Here is a 20,392-nt window from a genome sequence, read left to right as displayed (position 1 = left end):
TCAGCTCACGTTGACCGCGGTGTCGTCGATGACGAACGAGGTCTGGAGGCTGGAGTCCTCGGTGCCGGTGAACTTCAGGGTCACCGTCTGGCCGGCGTAGGAGGACAGGTTCACCGACTTCTGGGCGTAGCCGGTGTTCTTGTTGAGGTTGGAGTAGGTGGCCAGCGTCGTCGAGCCGGCGGTCAGCGTCAGCTTGTCGTACGCGGTCGTGGTGGTGGTCTCGGCCGTGTCGATGTGCAGGTAGAAGGTGAGGGTGGCGGTGGTGCAGGACGCCGGCACGGTCACCGACTGGGACAGCGTGTCGGTGTGGGTGGTGCCGTAGCCGTTCAGCCACGCCTTCCACGAGCCGCTGTGGGCGGCCTCACCGGTGCTGTTGTCGATCACGCCGCTGGAGGCGGTCCACGGCGCGGCCGTGCCCGTCTCGAAGCCCGGGTTGCCCAGCAGCTGTGCGGCGGTGCAGCCGCCACCGCCGGAGGTCGTGACCGCCCAGGTGAAGGACGTGCTGCCGGACGCGTTCGTGCCGTCCTTGGCGGTGACCGTCACGCTGGAGGAGCCGGTGGCGGTCGGGGTGCCCGAGATCAGGCCGGTCGAGGCGCTGATCGACAGGCCGGCGGGCAGGCCGGTGGCCGAGTAGGTCAGGGTCTGGCCGGAGCCGGAGTCCGTGGCGTGGATCTGCAGGCTCACCGCGGTGTTGACCACGGTGGACTGGTTGCCCGGGTTGGTGACCGTCACGGTGTTGCCGGTGGAGGTGCCGTTGGCGAACGCGGCGGTGCCGTTCGGCGTGCCCAGGCCCGTCGGGCCGTCGTAGCCGGCCTTGGCGGTGCACAGGTAGCTGCTGCCGCAGGAGCCGTTGGCGCCGCTGGTGACGTCGTTCAGGGAGCTGGTGTGCGCGTACGGGTAGGACGCCGGGGTCGTGCCGGACGCCGGGGTGCCGGCGAGCGCGTAGACCGAGGCGATGATCGGCGACGAGGCGCTGGTGCCGCCGTAGACCTGCCAGCCGCTGGCCTGGTAGCTGTCGTACACGGCCAGACCGGTGTTCGGGTCGGCGACCGCGGAGACGTCGGCCACCGTGCGCTTCGTGCAGCCGGTGTCGGTCTGCCAGGTGGGCTTGGCGTCGTAGGCGGAGCAGCCGGAGCCCGCGCCCTCACCGCCGGCGCTGGAACCCCAGACCGACTCGCTCCAGCCGCGGGAGTTGCTGGCGCGGCTCAGCGAGGTGCCGCCGACCGCGGTCACGTACTTGGAGGCCGCCGGGTACTCCACGCCGTAGCCGCCGTCGCCGGAGCTGACGGTGATGGCGACACCGGGGTGGTTGAAGTACTGGGTGTCGGAGGTGGTGTCGGTGGAGTCCTCGCTGCCGCCGTAGCTGTTGGACACGTACTTCGCGCCCATGGTGACGGCGCGGTTCACCGCGGTGCCCAGGTCGCTCATGTTCGCCGAGGTGGCCTCGACGAGCAGGATGTGGCAGGAGGGGCAGACGGCGCTGACCATGTCGAGGTCGAGCGAGATCTCACCGGCCCAGCCGGAGTCGGCGGCCGGGTAGCTCGTGCCGCCGTTCTGGTCCACCTTCTGGAAGCAGCCGTTGGCCGTGGTGCAGGCCGGCAGTCCGTACTGGGAGCGGTAGGTGGACAGGTCGCTCGCGGCGTTGGGGTCGTCCTGGGCGTCGACGATGGCCACCGTGGCGCCCGAGCCGCCGGAGGGCAGCGCGTACGCGCTCGCCAGGTCGGTGGGGCCGTAGCCGGACGGGGTGGCGTCCGGGGTGATGCCCATGTGGTGCGCGACGTTGGTGCGCACCAGCGACAGGCAGGACATGTGGCCCTTGGCGGGGGAGGCGCACAGGTGCTGGGCGCTGCCCTGCGAGGTGCCCTGGGCGCCGGTGGCGGTGGCGGAACCGCCGTTCGACGACGGCGTGCTGGCGACGGAAGGTGCCGCCGCCGCGACCATGCCGCCGGTCACCAGGGCTCCCGCGGCGACCAGCGCGAGGGTGGCGCGGCGGACGGTCTCTCTCAACCGGCCGGGACGTGTCGACTGCAATGAACTGCCCTCCATGTGGGGGATCGATCCTGAGGGCGTCCGCGATCTGTATGTCAAGGGCATGACAACCGATCATCGTGCGGCTCGCCCGGGAGATGCGTGTGGCGCTCGTTCACTGGTGATCTGGCTGAGGACTCCAGCCCATTCCTGCGCACTGCCACCCCGTGCAGTGGTGGCCATGCTGAAGGTAATGAGACCGGATTAAAGGAACTACCGGGTAATGGCAAAGGATTGACCCCGGGTCACCTCGGGATGGCCCCCGGGTCGCTTCCGCCGGACGATCTCCGGCGTATAGCTTGTGGCGCCATGGAGACGGAGGAAGAACCGGTCAACGACCTGGTCGCCCTGGGCCTCGCCCGCTACGAGGCGCGCGTCTACCTCGCGCTCGTCCGGCGCGAGTCGTACACCGCGGCCGAGGTCGCGCGGGAGGCCGACGTCCCCAGGCAGCGGGTGTACGACGTGCTGGACGCCCTGGTCAGGCGCCGGCTCGCCACCGCGCACCCGGGACGCGTCGCCACGTTCACCGCGGTCGCGCCCGAGCTGGCGGTGGCCCGGCTGATGGCACTGCAGCGGGAGGCGCTGGAGCGGCTGGACCGGGTCTCGGCGAACCTGACCGCGGCCCTGGTGCCGATCTGGGCGGACGGCCGCTCGCAGACCGTGCCGCTGGACTACATCGAGGTCCTCCGCGACCCGAAGTCGATATCCGAGGCGTTCGCCCACATCCAGAACCATGCCCAGCACGAGCTGCTGAGTTTCTCCAAACCGCCCTTCGTCGCCCCCGGCCTGAACACCACCGGCATCCGGGCCGTGCGGCGGCTGCGCCGCAACGGCGGATCGGCCCGCGCGATCTACACCCACGAGGCGCTGTCCGATCCGGAGACCCTCGACAACGTGCGCCGCTCGAAGGCCGCGGGGGAGGAGAGCCGGTTCGCCGCGGACCTGCCGGTGAAACTGGTCGTGGCCGACGCCTCGCTGGTGCTGTGCGACATGCCCGATCCGGTGGCCGGAACCAGCTCCACCACGGCCCTCTACATCGAGCACCCGGCGCTCGCCGCGTGCCTGCGGCTGGCCTTCCTCACCGTGTGGGACGCAGCCGGGGCCGCGACCTCCGAACCCGCCTGACCAGCAGCGCAGAACGGGAGCCAACCGGACGGACCGGTGCGGATCAGGGCTGGTCGGGCACCTGCCGGGTTACAGTGACCGCGTGGCCGTGTTCCTGCTCGGAGTCGGTGCCGCGTGCTGCCTCGGCCTGGGTTTCGTGCTGCAGCAACGCGCGGCGGCCCGTGCCCCGATGGCGGACTTCCTCTCCTTCCGGCTGCTGCTCGACCTGATCAAGATGCCGGACTGGCTGCTGGGCATCGCCTTCTTCGTCGGCGGCCTCACGCTCGGCGCGGCCGCGCTGGCCTACGGCGAGGTCTCCCTCGTCGAGCCGCTCACCGCCACGAACCTGCTGTTCGCCATGGCCCTGTCCCGCTGGCTCACCAAACAGCCGCTGGGCTGGAGCGGGTGGGCCGGCGTCGTGCTGCTCGCCCTGGGGGTGACGGCCTTCATCGTCGCCGGGCAGCCCAAGGGCGGCGGCGCCCAGGCAGGACCGCTGCGGCACTGGCTGGTCCTCGGCATCGTCGCCGGCCTCGCGCTGCTCCTCACCCTCAGATCGCGGCGCCTGCCGCCCTCGGGCGAGGCGGCCCTCCTCGCCCTGGCCGCGGGCCTGCTCTACGGGCTGCAGGACGCCCTCACCCGGGTCTCCGGCCAGATCATCAGGGACAACGGGATCACCTCGCTCTTCGGGCACTGGCAGCCGTACGGGATCGTGGTGATCGGACTGACCGGGCTGCTGCTGGTGCAGAGCGCGTTCGAGACCGCGCCGCTGCGCATGTCCCTGCCGTCCCTCACCGCCGCCCAGCCACTGGCCGGCATCGCGTGCGGCGTCGGGTTCCTCGGGGACCGGCTGCGGCTCACGACCGCGGCGCTGGCCTGGGAGACCGCGGGACTGGCCGCCATCGTCGTCGGCATCATCCTGCTCGGCCGCCACCCCGCGATGCCCACCGGTGTCACCGAGCGGCAACCGGTCGGCGCCACCCGCATCGACTGAGGCGCCGCCCCGGCGATCCCGCCGTCACCGCACCGCCCCACCACACTCCCCGTCATCGCGGAGCCGGCACCTCGCCGGTCCCGGCCCCGCGGCGGCGCTTACCGCCCGGACGCCCACTCCCAGCGGGCGGGCAGGCCCAGGAAGCGGCCGAGGTCGGCCACCTCCGCGTCGATGGCGTCGGGCAGCGCGGCGTCGGGCAGGGCCCGGTCCGGCTCGGCGCCCAGCGGCTCCACCCTGACCGTCAGGCCGGAGGGCCGCCGCTCGTGCCGCCAGGTCGCCACCACCGCGCCGTCCCGCAGGACGCACGGCATCAGGAAGCCGCCGCCGGTCGCGATCCGCCCGGCGACGGCGGGCGGCAGCATCAGGTCCCGGTCGCGGTAACCGAGCAGGTACGGGTCGAAGTGGCCGGTCAGCCGGACCGCGCCCCGAGGCGGGAGGGCCGCCGTACCGGTCCGCGCCGAGGCGACCAGCAGCGGGCCGTCCGGGCCCGCCACCTCGGTCAGCCGTTCCCCGGCCGCCGCCTGCCCGCGCCGGGCGGCGCCCAGCGGGATCCCGGCCCACCGGGCCAGGTCCGCCGCGCTCACCGGGCCGTACGAGGCCGCGTGCCGCACCGCGAGTTCGGCCTGCGCGGCGTCGCCGGACAGGTCCGGGCCGGCCACCCCGTCCAGCCACTCGTCGGCCAGGACGTACGTGGCCGCGTCGCCCTCGGCCTCGGGCCCGCGGCAGACCACGCCGTGGGCCGCCGCGTACAGCAGCAGATGAGCGGGGGCCTGGCCGCCGGGATCCACGACGACGCCCTCCCCGGCGAGCCGGGCCACCAGCACGTCACGGCCCAGCGCCTGCCCGGGCAGGACGCGTTCGAGGGCGGTCAGCGCCCGCGCGCACAGGTCCTCGTCCAGTCCGAGCCGGGCCCGGCGCCCCCAGTAGGCGTCCGCGGCGCGCGGCCCGAGCAGCGCGGTCAGCCAGCGCACGTCCTCGGCGGCCACCGCGTGCAGGGTGCCCCGCATCAGCCAGGTCCGCACCACCGACGGCGGCCGGCCGGCGCACGCCGCGTCCACGTCCGGCGCGGTCAGCCCGGTGCTCCGGGCCCGCACCTGGAGACGGCACGCCTTGGCGTCCTGGGCCTGGAGACCGCCGGCCAGCAGCGCCGTGTCCGCCACGGTGCGCCCGCCGCCGTCGCCGTGCAGGCCCTGGGCCCGTGCGCGCAGCCGCCGCACCTCGTCGCCGCTGAGCGCGTCCATCGGTCAGCCTTTCGCGGGGGACCAGGTGAAGAGCGGTGCGCGGCGCTCCAGGAAGGCGGCGGCGCCTTCGGCCGCGTCGCCGCTGGCCGCGGCCTCCGCGACCCAGTGGGCCAGGCGTTCGGCACCCGGTTCGGCCGCGGTGAACTCCTTCGCCGCGGCCTGTGTGAGCTGCGAGCGCGACCGCAGCACGCCGGTGAACTCGCGGACCCGCCGGTCCAGGTCGGCGGCCGGCAGCACCTCGTCCACCAGGCCCGTCCGCAACGCGCGCTCGTGGTCGATCAACTCGGCCGAGAACAGCAGGAACTTCGCCGTCGAGGGCCCGGCCAGCGCCGCCAGCCGCCGGGTCGAGGAGGCCGGGTAGACGAGGCCGAGCCGGGCGGGGGTGACCCCGAACCGGGCGCCCTCCGCCGCGAACCGCAGGTCGCAGGCGGCCGCGAGCTGGCAGCCGCCGCCCACGCAGTAGCCGCGGATCGCGGCGATCGTCGGCTTGGGGAACGCGGCCAGCGCCTCCTCCGCGGCCACGGCCGCGGCCTGGGCGCCGCGCGGGCCCTCCGGCCCGCTCAGCTCGGCGATGTCGGCACCCGCGCAGAACGTGTCGCCGTCACCGGTCAGCACCAGGGCCCGCACGGTCGGATCGGCGGCCAGCGCGTCGAGCAGGACCGGGACCGAACGCCACATCGCGAGGGTCATGGCGTTGCGCCGGGCCGGGTTGCTGATGGTCACCGTCGCGGTGCCGTCGCCGGTGGCGACGTGCAGGCCGGGCGTTCCGGTCGTGCCGGCCGGGACGGGTCCGGAGGCCGTGCCGCCGGTTCCAGCGGCTTCGGCTGCGCCGTGACCGGAAACGGAACGTCCTGGCGCGGTCGGATCGGCCATGCGGGCTCCTCGAATCCTTCGTCAACCGTGGGGTTCACGATCGTTCGTCCGTCCGGGAGGCGGCGCCACGATCCTATCCACGCCGCTGTCGGGCGGAACCGGTCACCGGAGCGCCAGAACCCGTCACCACCGGTCGGGAATCACTGAAAGGTGCGGACTTACGGTTACTTGCACGTGCAGCTGCAACGGTCACGGACACTCGAACCGTGAGGCGGAAGCGGCCGGCGGCGCCGGCGGGCACCGCGCGGACAGGTCACGCGAAGGCGATGGTGGGTGCGGTCATGGAGGTGCGCGGGGACGTCCCGCCGGGTCAGGCTCCGGCCGCGAGAGCGTACGAGGGGGTGTGGCGCTTCACCGCCCCCGCACTGGACTCCTCCGTCCCGCAGGTGCGGCATGGCGTCCGCTCGCTGCTCACCGACCGCGGCGTGCCGCTCGACGACGACGTCGAGTACGGGCTGCTGCTGATCGTCTCCGAACTGGTCACCAACGCCGTGCGGCACGCGGCCGTGCTCTCGCCCGAGGTCACGGTGGAGGTGGCGGTCGGCGCGGAGTGGATCCGGGTGGCCGTCGAGGACAACCACCCGTACCGGCCCAAGGCCCTGGAGAACGATCACGCGAGGACCGGCGGACGCGGGCTGCTGCTGGTCAAGGCGATCACCGACGAGGCGGGCGGCTCCTGCGACGTCACCCCGACGCCGAGCGGCGGCAAGGTGATCTGGGCGGCGCTTCCGCTGCGCCCCGGCATCATCTGAACCGCCGCCCCACGCATCGCGCTCACCGCGCCGCCGGACACCCCGGCCCCGCCTCGACCTCACGTCACCGGGCGATGCGCGGACCGCCCGTCACCAGCCGCCCGAGCCGCCGGTGACCTCGCGCACCGCGGGCAGCACGGAGTCCAGCACGGTCTGGAACCACGCGGAGAACGGCCCCTCCTCGCGCTTGGCGGCCAGCTCCGCCGCCGTGACGAACGCCGTCTCGCCGATCTCGTCCGGGTCCGGGTGCAGCGCGTCGCGCACCACGCCGACGAACAGGTGGTTGTACTCCTGCTCCACCAGGCCCGACGCCGGGTCCGGGTGGTTGTAGCGGACCGTCCCGGCCTCGCGCATCAGCACCGGGGAGACGCCCAGCTCCTCGGCGGTGCGCCGGGCCGCGGCCACGAACGGCTGCTCACCGGGGTACGGGTGCCCGCAGCAGGTGTTCGACCACACGCCGGGGGAGTGGTACTTGCCCAGTGCCCTGCGCTGCAGCAGCAGCCGGCCGGCGTCGTCGAAGAGGAACACCGAGAAGGCGCGGTGCAGCCGGCCGGGGGCCATGTGCGCCGACAGCTTCTCCGCCGTGCCGATCGTGGTGCCGTCCTCGTCGACCAGTTCGAGCAGGATCTGCTCCCCGGTGCCGTTGGGGCTGGGCGGAGCGGCGGCGGACGATCCGGGTCGGCCGGTGACAGGACTGGTTGGCATATCCATCCTTCGCGTTCGACGACAAGCCCTTAGTCTGCCTCACGCACGGCCCTGACCGGCGCGCCCGCCAGCCGCGCGCACCGGCGCCCGGAGGCATGGGCACGGCGGGCGGCGGCTCCGGGAGTGCGCGCAGTGGCAGAGCCGCGCCGCGTGCCCGGCGTGTCCGGGCGGCTCCCGCCGGAACGTGCCGTGCGCGACCTCCGCGGGGGCGCCCAGGCAGCCCCGCACCGCCCGGTCCCGGTGTGCCCGGCCTCACCGGTGTGCGCCGGCGCGTCCACACTGGTCACACACTGTGGCCAAGCCGGTACCGGGGGCCGTCGTCCTGGCCGGTGAGCTGCGGCGATGGGGCCGGGGACGGCGGCCGGCGGCCGCCTCATGTGTCACCCGGACGGCGCAACGAGCAGGGACGTTGTCGCAGGTGGGTTCCATCCGGGATGATGATCACACCCGGGGCGCCACGTTCAGGCGAACACGCAGTGAACGCCTGCCGTCGTACATCCGATAGCCTCGCCGTCGTGTCCGGCCCCGCGCCCCCTTCCGGGCGCCCCGGCAGGCACGCCTCCGCACGCTTCCAGGGAGTGGGTTCCTCTGCCGACCGCAATTCTCACCGGCCCGTCCGCAGCGGGGTCGCCGTCGCCGCTGGCGGACGACCTGCGGGCGCTGGGCTTCCAGGTCGCCGAGGCCGCCGACGCGGCCGGCGCCGCGGCCCGGCTCGCCGAGGTGCCCGCCGCGGACCGCGTCGCCCTGGTCGACGCCCGCTTCGTCGGCCACCGGCACGCGCTGCGCCTGGCCCTGACCGACCCGCGCTTCGACTCCGCAGCGGTGCCCGGCGCCCTGACCGTCAAGCCGGCCGCACGCCCCGCGCTCGCCCAGGCCCTGGCCGGCCTGACCGCCGACGGGACGACCGCCGTGCCCGGCGCCGGCGCCGCCGGCCGGAACCGGCAGGCCACCGCGCTGGCCGCCGCCCCCGACGCTCCCTCCGGGACCGCCCACGGCACCCTGGCCGGCACCGCGCCGGCCGCCGGCGTGCTGCCCGACGCCGCCGCCACGCTGCTCGACGCCCAGGGCGCCCGGCCCCACCGGCCCGAGCTCGGCGTGCTGGTCGCCACCGTGCCCGCCGACGCGGACGCCCGCGCGGCCGCCGAGGCCGCCGTCAGCGCGGTCGACGAGGAGGCGGTGCGGCTGCGCAGCGCCGTCAAGTCCCGCGACGGCTTCTTCACCACGTACTGCATCAGCCCGTACTCCCGCTACGTCGCCCGCTGGTGCGCGCGCCGCGGCCTCACGCCGAACCAGGTGACCACCGCCTCACTGGTGGTCGCGCTGATCGCGGCCGGCTGCGCGGCCACCGGCACCCGCGGCGGGTTCGTCGCGGCCGGCGTGCTGCTCCTCGCCTCGTTCGTGCTCGACTGCACCGACGGCCAGCTGGCCCGCTACTCGCTGCAGTACTCCACGCTCGGCGCGTGGCTCGACGCGACGTTCGACCGGGCCAAGGAGTACGCCTTCTACGCCGGTCTCGCGATGGGCGCGGCCCGTGACGGCGACGACGTGTGGGCGCTCGCGCTGGGCGCGATGGTGCTCCAGACCTGCCGTCACGTGGTGGACTTCGCGTTCAACGAGGCCAACCACGACGCGACCGGCAACACCAGCCCCACCGCCGCCCTGTCCGACCGGCTGGACGGCGTCGGCTGGACGGTGTGGGTGCGCCGGATGATCGTGCTGCCGATCGGCGAGCGCTGGGCGCTCATCGCCGTGCTCACCGCCGTGACCACGCCGCGGATCACGTTCGTGGTGCTGCTGATCGGCTGCGCGCTGGCCGCCTGCTACACCACCGCGGGACGCGTGCTGCGGTCGCTGACGCGCAGGGCGAACCGCACCGAGCGTGCCGCGCAGGCCCTGGCCGACCTCGCCGACAGCGGTCCGCTGGCCGAGGCCGTGGCCCGTGTCACCCGCCCGTTCGCCGCCCGGCTGCCGGCCTTCGCCCCGCCCCTGGTCGCGCTGGCCAGCGGCGGGCTGATCGCCGCGACCGCGGCACTGGCACCGGCCGGGAGCTGGTGGGTGGTCGCCGCCGCGGCCGTGTACGTCGTCACCTCGGGACTGGCCGTCGCCCGCCCGCTGACCGGCCCCCTCGACTGGCTGGTGCCCCCGTTCTTCCGGGCCGCCGAATACGGAACCCTCCTGGCACTTGCCGCCGTCTGTCAGGTAAACGAGGCGTTGCCCGCTGCTTTCGGCCTGGTGGCGGCCGTCGCCTACCATCACTACGACACGGTGTACCGCATCCGCGGCGGCACCGGGGCGCCGCCTCGGGCCCTGGTGCGGGCAGCAGGCGGGCACGAGGGCCGGGCACTGCTGGTGGCCGTCCTCGCGGCCGCTCTCGCGCACCACACGGGATTCACGGTCGCGCTGACGGTCCTCGCCGTCGCCCTCGCGCTGCTGGTCCTCACCGAGAGCATCCGCTTCTGGGTGTCCGCCCATCTGGGCGGCGCCCCCGCAGTACACGACGAAACAGGAGAACCCGCATGATCGGCCTCGTGCTGGCGGCCGGCGCCGGACGGCGTCTGCGTCCCTACACCGACACCCTGCCCAAGGCGCTGGTGCCGGTGGTCGGAGGCGAGGGCCCCGACGGGCTGGACGGGTCCGCGGACACCCTCACGGTCCTGGACCTCACGCTGGCGAACTTCGCCGAGATCGGGCTCACCGAGGTCGCGGTCGTCGTCGGGTACCGCAAGGAGGCGGTGTACGCGCGCAAGGAGGCCCTGGAGGCCAAGTACGGCGTCACCCTCACCCTGATCGACAACGACAAGGCCGAGGAGTGGAACAACGCCTACTCCCTGTGGTGCGCGCGGGACGCGATCCGGCACAGCGTGATCCTCGCCAACGGCGACACCGTGCACCCGGTCTCGGTCGAGAAGACCCTGCTGGCCGCCCGCGGTGAGGGCCGGAAGATCATCCTGGCGCTGGACACCGTCAAGCAGCTCGCCGACGAGGAGATGAAGGTCGTCGTCGAGCCCGGCAAGGGCGTGCGCCGGATCACCAAGCTGATGGACCCGGCCGAGGCGACCGGCGAGTACATCGGCGTCACCCTCATCGAGGGCGACGCCGCCGCCGACCTCGCCGACGCGCTGAAGACCACCTTCGAGCGGGACCCCGACCTCTACTACGAGGACGGCTACCAGGAGCTCGTGGACCGCGGATTCACCATCGACGTCGCGCCGATCGGCGAGGTGTCGTGGGTGGAGATCGACAACCACGAGGACCTCGCCAAGGGCAGGGAGATCGCATGCCGGTACTGACCCGGCTCGTTCCGTCACCCGTCGTCGTCGACATCCGGCCCGGGGCCCTCGACGGCCTGAGCACGCTGCTCGCCGACCAGCGCATCTCCAGCTCCGGCCGGCTGGCCGTCGCGATCAGCAACGGCTCGGGCGCCGCGCTGAAGGGGCGACTTTCGGCCACCCTGCCGGGCGCCGACTGGTACGAGGTCGGCGGCGGCAGCATCGACGCGGCGGTCACGCTCGCCGACCAGATGCGCGGCAACCGATACGACGCGGTCGTCGCGCTCGGCGGCGGCAAGATCATCGACGCCTCGAAGTACGCCGCCGCGCGCGTGGGGCTGCCGCTGGTCGCGGTGGCCACCAACCTCTCGCACGACGGCATCTGCTCGCCGGTGGCCACGCTGGACAACGACAACGGCCGCGGCTCCTACGGCGTGCCGTCGCCGATAGCGCTGGTCATCGACCTCGACGTGGTGCGCGAGGCGCCGGCCAGGTTCGTCCGCTCCGGCATCGGCGACGCGGTGTCCAACATCAACGCGATCGCCGACTGGGAGCTGTCGCACCGGGAGACCGGCGAGCGGATCGACGGCCTGGCCGCGGCCATGGCGCGCACCGCCGGCGAGGCGGTGCTGCGGCACAGCGGCGGCATCGGCGACGACGACTTCCTCACCACGCTCGCCGAGGCGCTGGTGCTCTCCGGCATCGCGATGTCGGTCAGCGGTGACAGCCGCCCCGCCTCCGGCGCCTGCCACGAGATCCTGCACGCCTTCGACCTGCTGTTCCCGCAGCGGGCGCCGGCGCACGGCGAGGGCGCCGGCCTCGGCGCCGCGTTCGCCATGCACCTGCGGGGAGCGGCCGACCAGGCCGGGCTGATCGCGGAGGTGCTGCGCCGCCACGGGCTTCCGGTGCTGGCCGCCGACATCGGCTTCACCGAGGGGGAGTTCGTCGAGGTCGTGCGCTACGCGCCGCAGACGCGGCCGGGGCGCTACACGATCCTCGAACACCTGGACCTGTCCGACACCGAGATCAGGGACGCATACGCCGACTATGCCAAAGCCATCAGTAGCTGAACTGCGCCCGGTCGTTCACCCCGCCGGGGTCAAGGACCGGCGCAGCGGGGAGCACTGGGCCGGCCGGCTCTACATGCGCGAGCTGTCGCTCCGCATAGACCGGCACCTGGTGCACACCCGCGTCACGCCCAACCAGTTGACGTACGTGATGACCGTCTTCGGCGTGCTCGCCGCCCCGGCGCTGCTGGTGCCGGGGATCGCGGGCGCGGTGCTCGGCGTCGTCATGGTGCAGATGTACCTGCTGCTGGACTGCGTCGACGGTGAGATCGCCCGCTGGAAGCAGCAGTTCTCGCTCAGCGGCGTGTACCTGGACCGGGTCGGCGCGTACCTGTGCGACGCCGCCGTGCTGGTCGGCCTCGGGCTGCGGGCCGCCGACGTGTTCGGCGGCGGCCGGATCGACTGGCTGTGGGCGTTCCTGGGCACCCTGGCGGCGCTCGGCGCGGTCCTGATCAAGGCCGAGACCGACCTGGTGGGCGTGGCCCGCCACCAGGGCGGGCTGCCGCCGGTCAAGGAGGCGGCGTCCGAGCCGCGTTCGTCCGGTGTGGCGGTGGCCCGCCGGGCCGCGGCCGCGCTCAAGTTCCACCGGCTGGTGCTGGGCGTCGAGGCGTCCCTGCTGATCCTGGTGCTGGCCGTGGTGGACCACATCCGCGGCGACCTGTTCTTCACCCGGCTCGGAGTGGCGGTGCTGGCGGCGATCGCGCTGCTGCAGACGCTGCTGCACCTGGTGTCCGTCCTCGCGTCGAGCAGGCTGAAGTGAGCACGCCGGGGAAGCCGCTGAGGGTCGGCGCGGTCGTCATCACCATGGGGAACCGGCCCGTGGAGCTGCAGGACCTGCTGGACTCGGTCGCCAAGCAGCAGGGCCCGGCCATCGAGGTGGCCGTGGTCGGCAACGGCTCCCCGCTGCCCGCGCTCACTCCCGTGCCCGGCGGTCTGCGCACCGCCGAGGTCCCGGAGAACCTCGGCATCCCCGGCGGCCGCAACGTGGGCATCGAGCTGTTCGGGCCGGGCGGCCGGGACGTCGACGTGGTGCTGTTCCTGGACGACGACGGCCTGCTGCCGTGCGAGGACACCGGCGAACTGGTGCGGCGCGCCTTCGAGGCCGACCCCCGGCTGGGCATCGTCAGCTTCCGGATCGCCGACCCGGAGACCGGCGTCACCCAGCGCCGGCACGTGCCGCGGCTGCGGGCCGCGGACCCGATGCGGGACTCCCGGGTGACGACCTTCCTGGGCGGCGCGTGCGCGGTGCGCACCAGCGTCATCCAGCAGGTCGGCGCGCTCCCCGCGGAGTTCTTCTACGCCCATGAGGAGACGGATCTGGCTTGGCGTGCTCTTGACGCCGGCTGGATGATCGACTATCGCTCCGATCTGGTGCTGCACCATCCGGCCACGTCCCCGGCCCGGCACGCGGTCTACCACCGGCTGGTGGCCCGCAACCGGGTGTGGCTGGCCCGTCGCAATCTGCCGTGGCCCCTGGTCCCGGTGTACCTCGGCGTGTGGTTCGCGCTGACCCTGGTGCGACGACCTTCACGCCAGGCGCTGCGCGCGTGGATCGGCGGCTTCCGCGAGGGGTGGACCACATCCTGCGGAGAACGCCGGCCCATGCGGTGGCGTACGGTGTGGCGGTTGACCCGACTAGGCCGACCCCCGATCATCTGACAAGCTCAGACCTGAGAGCATCAGGCGCAGTCCGGGAATCCCCCTGCCCCCGGAGCGCACCTTGAGGACGAAAGTGTCAACTGTGAGCGAGACAACGCACGATGGTGCGGTCGCCGTTGGTGCCCTGGCGGCTCCCTCGGCCGACGAAGGCCTCAGCCCCGCCCAGCTGGCGGCCAAGTACGGCCTGACCGTCAGCGGTGCCCGGCCCGGGCTGGCGGAGTACACCCGGCAGCTGTGGGGCCGGCGACATTTCATCAACGAGTTCGCGAAGGCGCGTACCGCCGCCCAGTACACCCAGGCCCGCCTGGGACAGCTGTGGCAGGTCATGACGCCGCTCCTCAACGCGGCCGTGTACTACCTGATCTTCGGTCTGCTCATCGGTACCAGCAAGGGCATCGACAACTTCATCGCCTACCTGGTCACCGGCATCTTCATCTTCACGTTCACCCAGAACTCGGTGATGGCGGGTGTGCGTGCGGTCGCCGGCAACCTGGGGCTGATCCGCGCGCTGCACTTCCCGCGCGCGTCGATGCCGGTGGCGCTGACGCTCATGCAGCTCCAGCAGCTGATGATGTCGATGTTCGTGCTGATCGCGATCGTCCTGATGACCGGCGAGGTGCCGGACGCGTCGTGGATACTGATCATCCCGGCGCTGATCACCCAGTGGATCTTCAACACCGGCCTGGCGATGATCATGGCCCGGCTCGGCAGCAAGATGACGGACCTCGCGCAGCTGATGCCGTTCATACTGCGGACGTGGATGTACACGTCCGGCGTGATGTACAGCATCTCGAACCTGACCGCGCACGCCCCCCACTACGTGCGGATCCTGCTGGACGTCAACCCGGCGGCGGTCTACATCGACCTGATGCGCTTCGCGCTGATCGACAGCGTCACCTCGGCACAGCTCCCGCCGCACATCTGGGCGAGCGCCGTGGGCTGGGCGGTGCTGGTCGGTGTCGGTGGCTACATCTACTTCTGGAAGGCTGAAGAGTCCTATGGCCGTGGCTGAGCAGCAGACCGTCGCGGACGCCGTTCCCGCCACGAGCTCGCGCGTCCCCACCGTGATCGTGGACGACGTGCACATCGTGTACACCGTCTACGGCGCCGGCACCGGAAAGGGCAGCGCGACCGCGGCCCTCGCCCGGCTGATGTCCCGCAAGGCGAACCCGAACATCCGCCGGGTGCACGCGGTCAAGGGCGTCAGCTTCACCGCGTACCGCGGCGAGGCGATCGGCATCATCGGTTCCAACGGCTCGGGCAAGTCCACGATCCTGCGGGCCATCGCCGGTCTGCTGCCCACCGAGAGCGGCAAGATCTACACCGACGGCCAGCCGTCGCTGCTGGGCGTCAACGCGGCGCTGATGAACGACCTGACGGGCAGCACCAACGTCCTCCTCGGCGGCCTGGCCATGGGCATGTCGCAGCAGGAGGTGGACGAGCGCTACCAGGACATCGTCGACTTCTCCGGCATCAACGAGAAGGGCGACTTCATCTCGCTGCCGATGCGCACCTACTCCTCGGGTATGGCGGCACGTCTGCGGTTCTCCATCGCCGCGGCGAAGAACCACGACGTGCTGATGATCGACGAGGCGCTGGCCACCGGCGACCGCGCGTTCCAGAGGCGATCCGAGGCGCGCATCCGCGAGCTGCGCAAGGAGGCGGGCACCGTCTTCCTGGTGAGCCACAACAACGCCTCCATCCGCGACACCTGCGACCGGGTGGTGTGGCTGGAGAAGGGCGAGCTGCTGATGGACGGTCCGACCGACGACGTCATCAAGGCCTATGAAGAGCACACCGGCAAGTGACCGCTCCTTCATCCTTTCTTGACCGTACCGTTGCCTGAAACCACCGCCCCCGCCGGATGATCCGGCGGGGGCGGTGTGTTGAGAATGGTTGGGTGGCGCAACGGATGCCGCGACCGCCCTGTCACGCCCCCGGCGTACGCCGGGAGGTGCCCGGACGTAAGCTGTACCGGTACTCGGTGCCTGGGCCATGAGCGAGACGGGGTGTGCGCGACTCCCGGTGCGGCGTGTCCGAAATGGGAAGATTCGTCCGGGCGGTGTAGAACGGGGGATGTGGCGGCCATGAAGATCGGGACCATGCTGTGCCGGGGCACGCTCGCCGCCTGCGTACCGGGATCCGCACAGTGACCGGGGACGACACGTCCCAGGCCGTCCTGGACAAGGCCGCGCGCGAGAACTTCCCCGTGGCACCGGTGTTCCTTCCGCGCGCCTGGCGCCAGGACCTGATGGCCGTGTACGGCTTCGCCCGCCTGGTGGACGACATCGGCGACGGCGACCTGGCCGGCGGCGGCCGCGAGGACGCGGTGCGCCTGGGCCTGGACCCCGAGGCCGCCGGCGACCGCACCGCGATGCTCGACGCGTTCGAGGCCGACCTGCGCCGCGTCTTCGACGGCGGCACCCCCGGACACCCCCTGCTGCTCGCGCTGCGCCCCACCGTGCGGCGCCACCGGCTCACCCCCGAACCGTTCCTGGGCCTGGTCGCCGCCAACCGCCAGGACCAGAGCGTCACGCGCTACCCCACCTACGGCGATCTGCTCGCCTACTGCGAGCTGTCCGCCAACCCCGTCGGCCGGCTGGTGCTGTCCCTCACCGGTACCTCCACGCCCGAACGGATCCGCCGCTCCGACGCGGTGTGCACCGCGCTGCAGATCGTCGAGCACCTGCAGGACGTCGCCGAGGACCTCGGCCGGGACCGGATCTACCTGCCGGCGGAGGACATGAAACGTTTCGCGGTGGAGGAGGCGGATCTCGCCGCCCCCACCGCGAGCAAGCGGGTACGCGACCTGATCGCCTTCGAGGCGGCGCGCGCCCGGGACCTGTTGGATGAAGGCACTCCCCTGGTGGGCAGCGTCCGTGGCAGGCTTCGGCTACTGCTCGCCGGCTTCGTCGGCGGCGGGCGGGCCGCGCTGAAGGCGGTCGAGGCGGCGGGCTACGACGTCCTGGCCGGTGCGCCCAAGGCCACCAAGCCCGGGCTGCTGCGCGAGGTGGGGTCGACATTGCGAAGAGAGGGGTGAGCCGGACCATGAACGGTTCCGCCCACACGTCCGGTCTGGTAAGTGCCGCGTACCGGTACTGCGAGGTCGTGACCGGACACGAGGCCCGCAACTTCGCCTACGGCATCCGCCTGCTGCCGACACCCAAGCGGCAGGCCATGTCCGCGCTCTACGCCTTCTCCCGTCGCGTCGACGACATCGGCGACGGCGACCTGGACCCGGCGGAGAAGGTCCGCCGGCTGGACGCCACCCGCGAGGTGCTGGTGCGCGTCCGCGCGGGCGACGTGGCCGAGGACGACGTCGACCCGGTCGCCGTGGCGCTGGCCGACGTCAACGCCCGGTTCCCGGTGCCGCTCGACGGCCTCGACGAACTCATCGACGGCGTCCAGATGGACGTTCGGGGTGAAACGTACGAGACCTGGGACGATCTGGCCGTGTACTGCCGATGTGTGGCAGGTGCGATCGGAAGGCTCTCCCTGGGCGTTTTCGGCACCGCGAATGGGCACGATCATGAACGTGCCGCCGAATACGCCGACACGCTCGGCCTCGCCCTGCAACTCACCAACATCCTGCGGGACGTCCGCGAGGACGCCGGTAACGGGCGCACGTACCTGCCCGCGCAGGACCTGGCCAAGTTCGGGTGCGCGGACGGATTCCACGGCGACACGCCGCCGCCGGGCTCGGACTTCACCGGTCTGGTCGAGTTCGAGGTCCGCCGGGCCCGTCAGCTGTTCGCCACCGGCTACCAGTTGCTGCCCATGCTGGACCGCAGGAGCGGCGCCTGTGTGGCGGCCATGGCCGGCATCTACCGCCGCCTGCTGGAGCGGATCGCCGCCGACCCGATGGCGATACTGCGCGGGCGGGTGTCGCTGCCCGGACGCGAGAAGGCGTACGTCGCAGTCCGCGGCCTCGCCGGGCTCGACGCCCGCCGCATCGCCCGCGGCCCCCGGAGCGACGTGTGACACCGATCCGCGAGGGCGCGGACACCGCAACACGGCACCTCCACGACCAGGCAACCCAGGCGACGCGCACCGCGTCACTTTCCGCGACGGACCGCCGCACCCCCAGGGGCGCGGCCCGACGGGAGGGCGCATGACCACCACGCAGAGCAGCACCAGCGACGAGTCACCGGCCGGCCGCGCGCCGGCCGGCGACCGCGGCCGCCGGCGCGCCGTGGTGATCGGCGGCGGCCTGGCCGGCACCACGGCCGCCCTCGCGCTGGCCGACGCGGGTGTGCGGGTGACGCTCACCGAGGCCCGGCCGCGGCTCGGCGGGCTCGCGTTCTCCTTCCGGCGCGGCGACCTGGCCGTCGACAACGGCCAGCACGTCTTCCTGCGCTGCTGCACCGCCTACCAGTGGTTCCTGGACCGCATCGCGGCCCGCGACCTGGTCACCCTTCAGGAGCGGCTGGACGTACCGGTGGTGGACGCCGCCACCGGGCGGGCCGGCCGGCTCAGCCGGGCCGCGCTGCCGGTGCCGCTGCACCTGGCCGCGAGCCTGGCCCGCTACCCGCACCTGTCGCTGCGCGAGCGCGCCTCGGTGGGGCGGGCCGCGCTGGCCCTGCGCGGACTCGACCCGGCCGACCCGGCCCTGGACGGCATCGACTTCGGCAGCTGGCTCGCCGAGCACGGCCAGTCGGCACGCACCGTCGAGGCGCTGTGGGACCTGGTCGGCGTCGCCACCCTCAACGCCACCGCCGGCGACGCGTCGCTCGGCCTGGCCGCGATGGTCTTCAAGACCGGCCTGCTGTCCGACCCCGGCGCCGCCGACATCGGCTGGGCGTCGGCGCCGCTCGGCGACCTGCACCACGGCCGGGCCGGCGCGGCGCTCGAGGCCGCCGGCGTCCGGGTCCTGCTGCGCTCGCGCGCGGCCGCGATCACGTCCGACGGCGCGCTGCGCCGGGTGACCGTGGAGACCGGCCCCGGGCGCACGGAACAACTCGAGGCCGACACCGTCGTGCTGGCGGTCCCTCAACGTGAGGCGCACGCCCTGCTGCCCGACGGAGCCGTCGAGGACCCGGAAAAGCTGTTGCGGATCGGCACCGCGCCGATCCTCAATGTCCATGTGATCTACGACAGACAGGTGCTCGACCAGCCGTTCGTCGCGGCTCTCGGCAGCCCTGTCCAATGGGTCTTCGACCGCACCGCAAGCTCGGGACTGACCGGCGGCGGCCAGTATCTGGCGCTGTCCCAGTCCGCCGCCCAGGACGAGATCGATCTGCCGGTCGCCGAACTGCGCGACCGCTACCTGCCCGAACTCGCGCGGCTGCTTCCCGCCGTCCGTGGCGCGGAGGTCCGCGACTTCTTCGTCACGCGCGAGCGGACGGCCACCTTCGCGCCCACGCCGGGCGTCGGCGCACTGCGGCCGGGCCCGGTCACCCGGGACCCCGGCGTCCTCCTGGCCGGGGCGTGGACCGCCACCGGCTGGCCCGCGACGATGGAGAGCGCGGTGCGCAGCGGACTGCAGGCATCCCGGGAAGCCCTGTCCGCACTGGGTCTGCCCGGCAACAACGGCGTCCTGGAGGCGGCATGAGTGCAATTGGTGCAACAAGAGGAGACATCGTGACCGCTGACAGCGTCATCGAGCTGCTGGAAAACGGCCGCATCCTGACCACCCCCGTCCTCCGCGCCGCCGCGGCCCGCCTCGTCCCCCCGATGGACACCGTTGCCGCGTACCACTTCGGCTGGATCGACCAGACCGGCCGCCCGGCCGACGGCGACGGCGGCAAGGCCGTCCGTCCCGCGCTGGCGCTGCTGTCCGCGCAGGCCGCCGGGGCCCCGCCCGAGACCGGCGTGCCCGGCGCCGTGGCCGTCGAGCTGGTGCACAACTTCTCGCTGCTGCACGACGACCTGATGGACGGTGACGAGCAGCGCAGGCACCGCGACACGGTCTGGAAGGTGCACGGCCCCGCCCAGGCGATCCTGGTCGGCGACGCCCTGATGGCGCTGGCCAACGAGATCCTGCTGGAGCAGGGCACGGTCGACGCCGGCCGGGCGACCCGCCGACTGACCACCGCCACCCGGAAACTGATCGACGGCCAGGCGCAGGACATCTCCTTCGAGCACCGCGAGCGGGTCACCGTCCAGGAGTGCCTGGAGATGGAGGGCAACAAGACCGGCGCGCTGCTGGCCTGCGCGTCCTCCATCGGCGCGGTGCTCGGCGGGGCCTCGGAGGCCGACGCCGACGCGCTCGAGGACTACGGCTACCACCTGGGCCTTTCGTTCCAGGCGATCGACGACCTGCTCGGCATCTGGGGCGACCCGGCGACCACCGGCAAGCAGACCTGGAGCGACCTGCGGCAGCGCAAGAAGTCCCTCCCGGTCGTCGCGGCACTGGCCGCGGGCGGCTCGGCGTCCGAGCGGTTGGGTGAACTGCTGGCGGCAGACGCGAAGAATCCGGAAAACGATGCCTTCAGCGAGGAAGAGTTCGCCATGCGCGCGGCGTTGATCGAAGAGGCAGGTGGTCGCGAGTGGACTTCGCAGGAAGCCCGCAGGCAGTACGCGACCGCCATCGCCGCGCTGGACACCGTGGACATGCCCGAAGATGTACACGACAAGCTTGTAGGTCTTGCGGATTTTGTGGTGGTCCGCGAGAAGTAACAACAGCAACGTGGAGCGCACGACGTCGCCCGACCCTCTCATGTGACGGCCGACGGCCGCCCCCGGCACCGCAGAAGTCTCAACT

General features: G+C 72.8%; 18 protein-coding genes. 14 read left to right on the top strand and 4 right to left on the bottom strand.

Annotated features, from left to right (window positions below; translation table 11 throughout):
* Positions 1 to 2,046 (bottom strand): putative Ig domain-containing protein, encoded by a 2,046-nt coding sequence (locus BMW99_RS33345; protein WP_069464907.1) that lies wholly within the window; start codon positions 2,044 to 2,046, stop codon positions 1 to 3.
* A gap of 291 nt (positions 2,047 to 2,337) precedes the next feature.
* Here BMW99_RS33345 and BMW99_RS33340 point away from each other — a divergent pair, with 291 nt between their 5' ends.
* Positions 2,338 to 3,153: a TrmB family transcriptional regulator gene (locus tag BMW99_RS33340; RefSeq protein WP_069464906.1), complete on the top strand. Its 816-nt coding sequence runs from the start codon at positions 2,338 to 2,340 to the stop codon at positions 3,151 to 3,153.
* A gap of 82 nt (positions 3,154 to 3,235) precedes the next feature.
* A complete protein-coding gene (locus BMW99_RS33335; RefSeq protein WP_075018102.1) occupies positions 3,236 to 4,123 on the top strand; it encodes a DMT family transporter in 888 nt (295 codons plus the stop codon).
* Positions 4,124 to 4,221: 98 nt separating this feature from the next.
* Here BMW99_RS33335 and BMW99_RS33330 read toward each other — a convergent pair whose 3' ends face one another.
* A complete protein-coding gene (locus BMW99_RS33330) occupies positions 4,222 to 5,364 on the bottom strand; it encodes a winged helix DNA-binding domain-containing protein (protein WP_075018101.1) in 1,143 nt (380 codons plus the stop codon).
* A gap of 3 nt (positions 5,365 to 5,367) precedes the next feature.
* Positions 5,368 to 6,237: an enoyl-CoA hydratase/isomerase family protein gene (locus BMW99_RS33325; protein ID WP_079176266.1), complete on the bottom strand. Its 870-nt coding sequence runs from the start codon at positions 6,235 to 6,237 to the stop codon at positions 5,368 to 5,370.
* Between the two features lie 281 nt (positions 6,238 to 6,518).
* Between BMW99_RS33325 and BMW99_RS33320 the strand changes: the two genes are divergently transcribed.
* Positions 6,519 to 6,989, top strand: a complete 471-nt coding sequence (locus BMW99_RS33320; protein ID WP_069462543.1) for an ATP-binding protein — start codon at positions 6,519 to 6,521, stop codon at positions 6,987 to 6,989.
* 90 nt (positions 6,990 to 7,079) lie between these two features.
* On the opposite strand, the gene idi is transcribed toward BMW99_RS33320, so the two are convergent.
* A complete protein-coding gene (gene idi, locus BMW99_RS33315; protein WP_069462540.1) occupies positions 7,080 to 7,694 on the bottom strand; it encodes an isopentenyl-diphosphate Delta-isomerase in 615 nt (204 codons plus the stop codon).
* Between the two features lie 588 nt (positions 7,695 to 8,282).
* Here idi and BMW99_RS33310 point away from each other — a divergent pair.
* The 11 genes from BMW99_RS33310 to BMW99_RS33260 all read left to right on the top strand — a co-directional run bounded on the left by BMW99_RS33310 (position 8,283) and on the right by BMW99_RS33260 (position 20,307).
* A complete protein-coding gene (locus BMW99_RS33310) occupies positions 8,283 to 10,214 on the top strand; it encodes a DUF5941 domain-containing protein (RefSeq protein WP_069462539.1) in 1,932 nt (643 codons plus the stop codon).
* Positions 10,211 to 10,984 (top strand): phosphocholine cytidylyltransferase family protein, encoded by a 774-nt coding sequence (locus BMW99_RS33305; protein WP_069462538.1) that lies wholly within the window; start codon positions 10,211 to 10,213, stop codon positions 10,982 to 10,984. Before BMW99_RS33310 ends, BMW99_RS33305 begins: the two co-directional genes overlap by 4 nt.
* Positions 10,972 to 12,033, top strand: a complete 1,062-nt coding sequence (locus BMW99_RS33300) for an iron-containing alcohol dehydrogenase family protein (protein WP_069462537.1) — start codon at positions 10,972 to 10,974, stop codon at positions 12,031 to 12,033. Before BMW99_RS33305 ends, BMW99_RS33300 begins: the two co-directional genes overlap by 13 nt.
* Positions 12,011 to 12,790: a CDP-alcohol phosphatidyltransferase family protein gene (locus BMW99_RS33295; RefSeq protein ID WP_075018100.1), complete on the top strand. Its 780-nt coding sequence runs from the start codon at positions 12,011 to 12,013 to the stop codon at positions 12,788 to 12,790. The genes BMW99_RS33300 and BMW99_RS33295 overlap by 23 nt, the downstream gene beginning before the upstream one ends.
* Before the next feature lie 44 nt (positions 12,791 to 12,834).
* A complete protein-coding gene (locus tag BMW99_RS33290) occupies positions 12,835 to 13,689 on the top strand; it encodes a glycosyltransferase family 2 protein (protein ID WP_176735423.1) in 855 nt (284 codons plus the stop codon).
* 82 nt (positions 13,690 to 13,771) lie between these two features.
* Entirely contained in the window at positions 13,772 to 14,701 is a 930-nt protein-coding gene (locus tag BMW99_RS33285; RefSeq protein ID WP_069462535.1) for an ABC transporter permease, read from the top strand.
* Positions 14,688 to 15,497, top strand: coding sequence for an ABC transporter ATP-binding protein (locus tag BMW99_RS33280; protein WP_069462534.1), 810 nt, complete (start codon positions 14,688 to 14,690; stop codon positions 15,495 to 15,497). The genes BMW99_RS33285 and BMW99_RS33280 overlap by 14 nt, the downstream gene beginning before the upstream one ends.
* A gap of 341 nt (positions 15,498 to 15,838) precedes the next feature.
* On the top strand, positions 15,839 to 16,729 hold the full coding sequence (hpnC, locus tag BMW99_RS33275) for a squalene synthase HpnC (protein WP_176735422.1): 891 nt from the start codon (positions 15,839 to 15,841) through the stop codon (positions 16,727 to 16,729).
* 8 nt (positions 16,730 to 16,737) lie between these two features.
* A complete protein-coding gene (gene hpnD, locus BMW99_RS33270; RefSeq protein ID WP_069462533.1) occupies positions 16,738 to 17,670 on the top strand; it encodes a presqualene diphosphate synthase HpnD in 933 nt (310 codons plus the stop codon).
* A gap of 130 nt (positions 17,671 to 17,800) precedes the next feature.
* Positions 17,801 to 19,240, top strand: coding sequence for a hydroxysqualene dehydroxylase HpnE (gene hpnE, locus BMW99_RS33265; RefSeq protein WP_069462532.1), 1,440 nt, complete (start codon positions 17,801 to 17,803; stop codon positions 19,238 to 19,240).
* Positions 19,237 to 20,307, top strand: a complete 1,071-nt coding sequence (locus BMW99_RS33260; RefSeq protein ID WP_069462531.1) for a polyprenyl synthetase family protein — start codon at positions 19,237 to 19,239, stop codon at positions 20,305 to 20,307. The genes hpnE and BMW99_RS33260 overlap by 4 nt, the downstream gene beginning before the upstream one ends.
* Positions 20,308 to 20,392 lie beyond the last annotated feature (85 nt).

It is taken from the genome of Actinacidiphila rubida (genome assembly GCF_900110255.1).
Classification (GTDB): domain Bacteria; phylum Actinomycetota; class Actinomycetes; order Streptomycetales; family Streptomycetaceae; genus Actinacidiphila; species Actinacidiphila rubida.
Note: the sequence above shows the minus strand (reverse complement) of the source record. Positions and strands in the feature narration are given on the sequence as shown.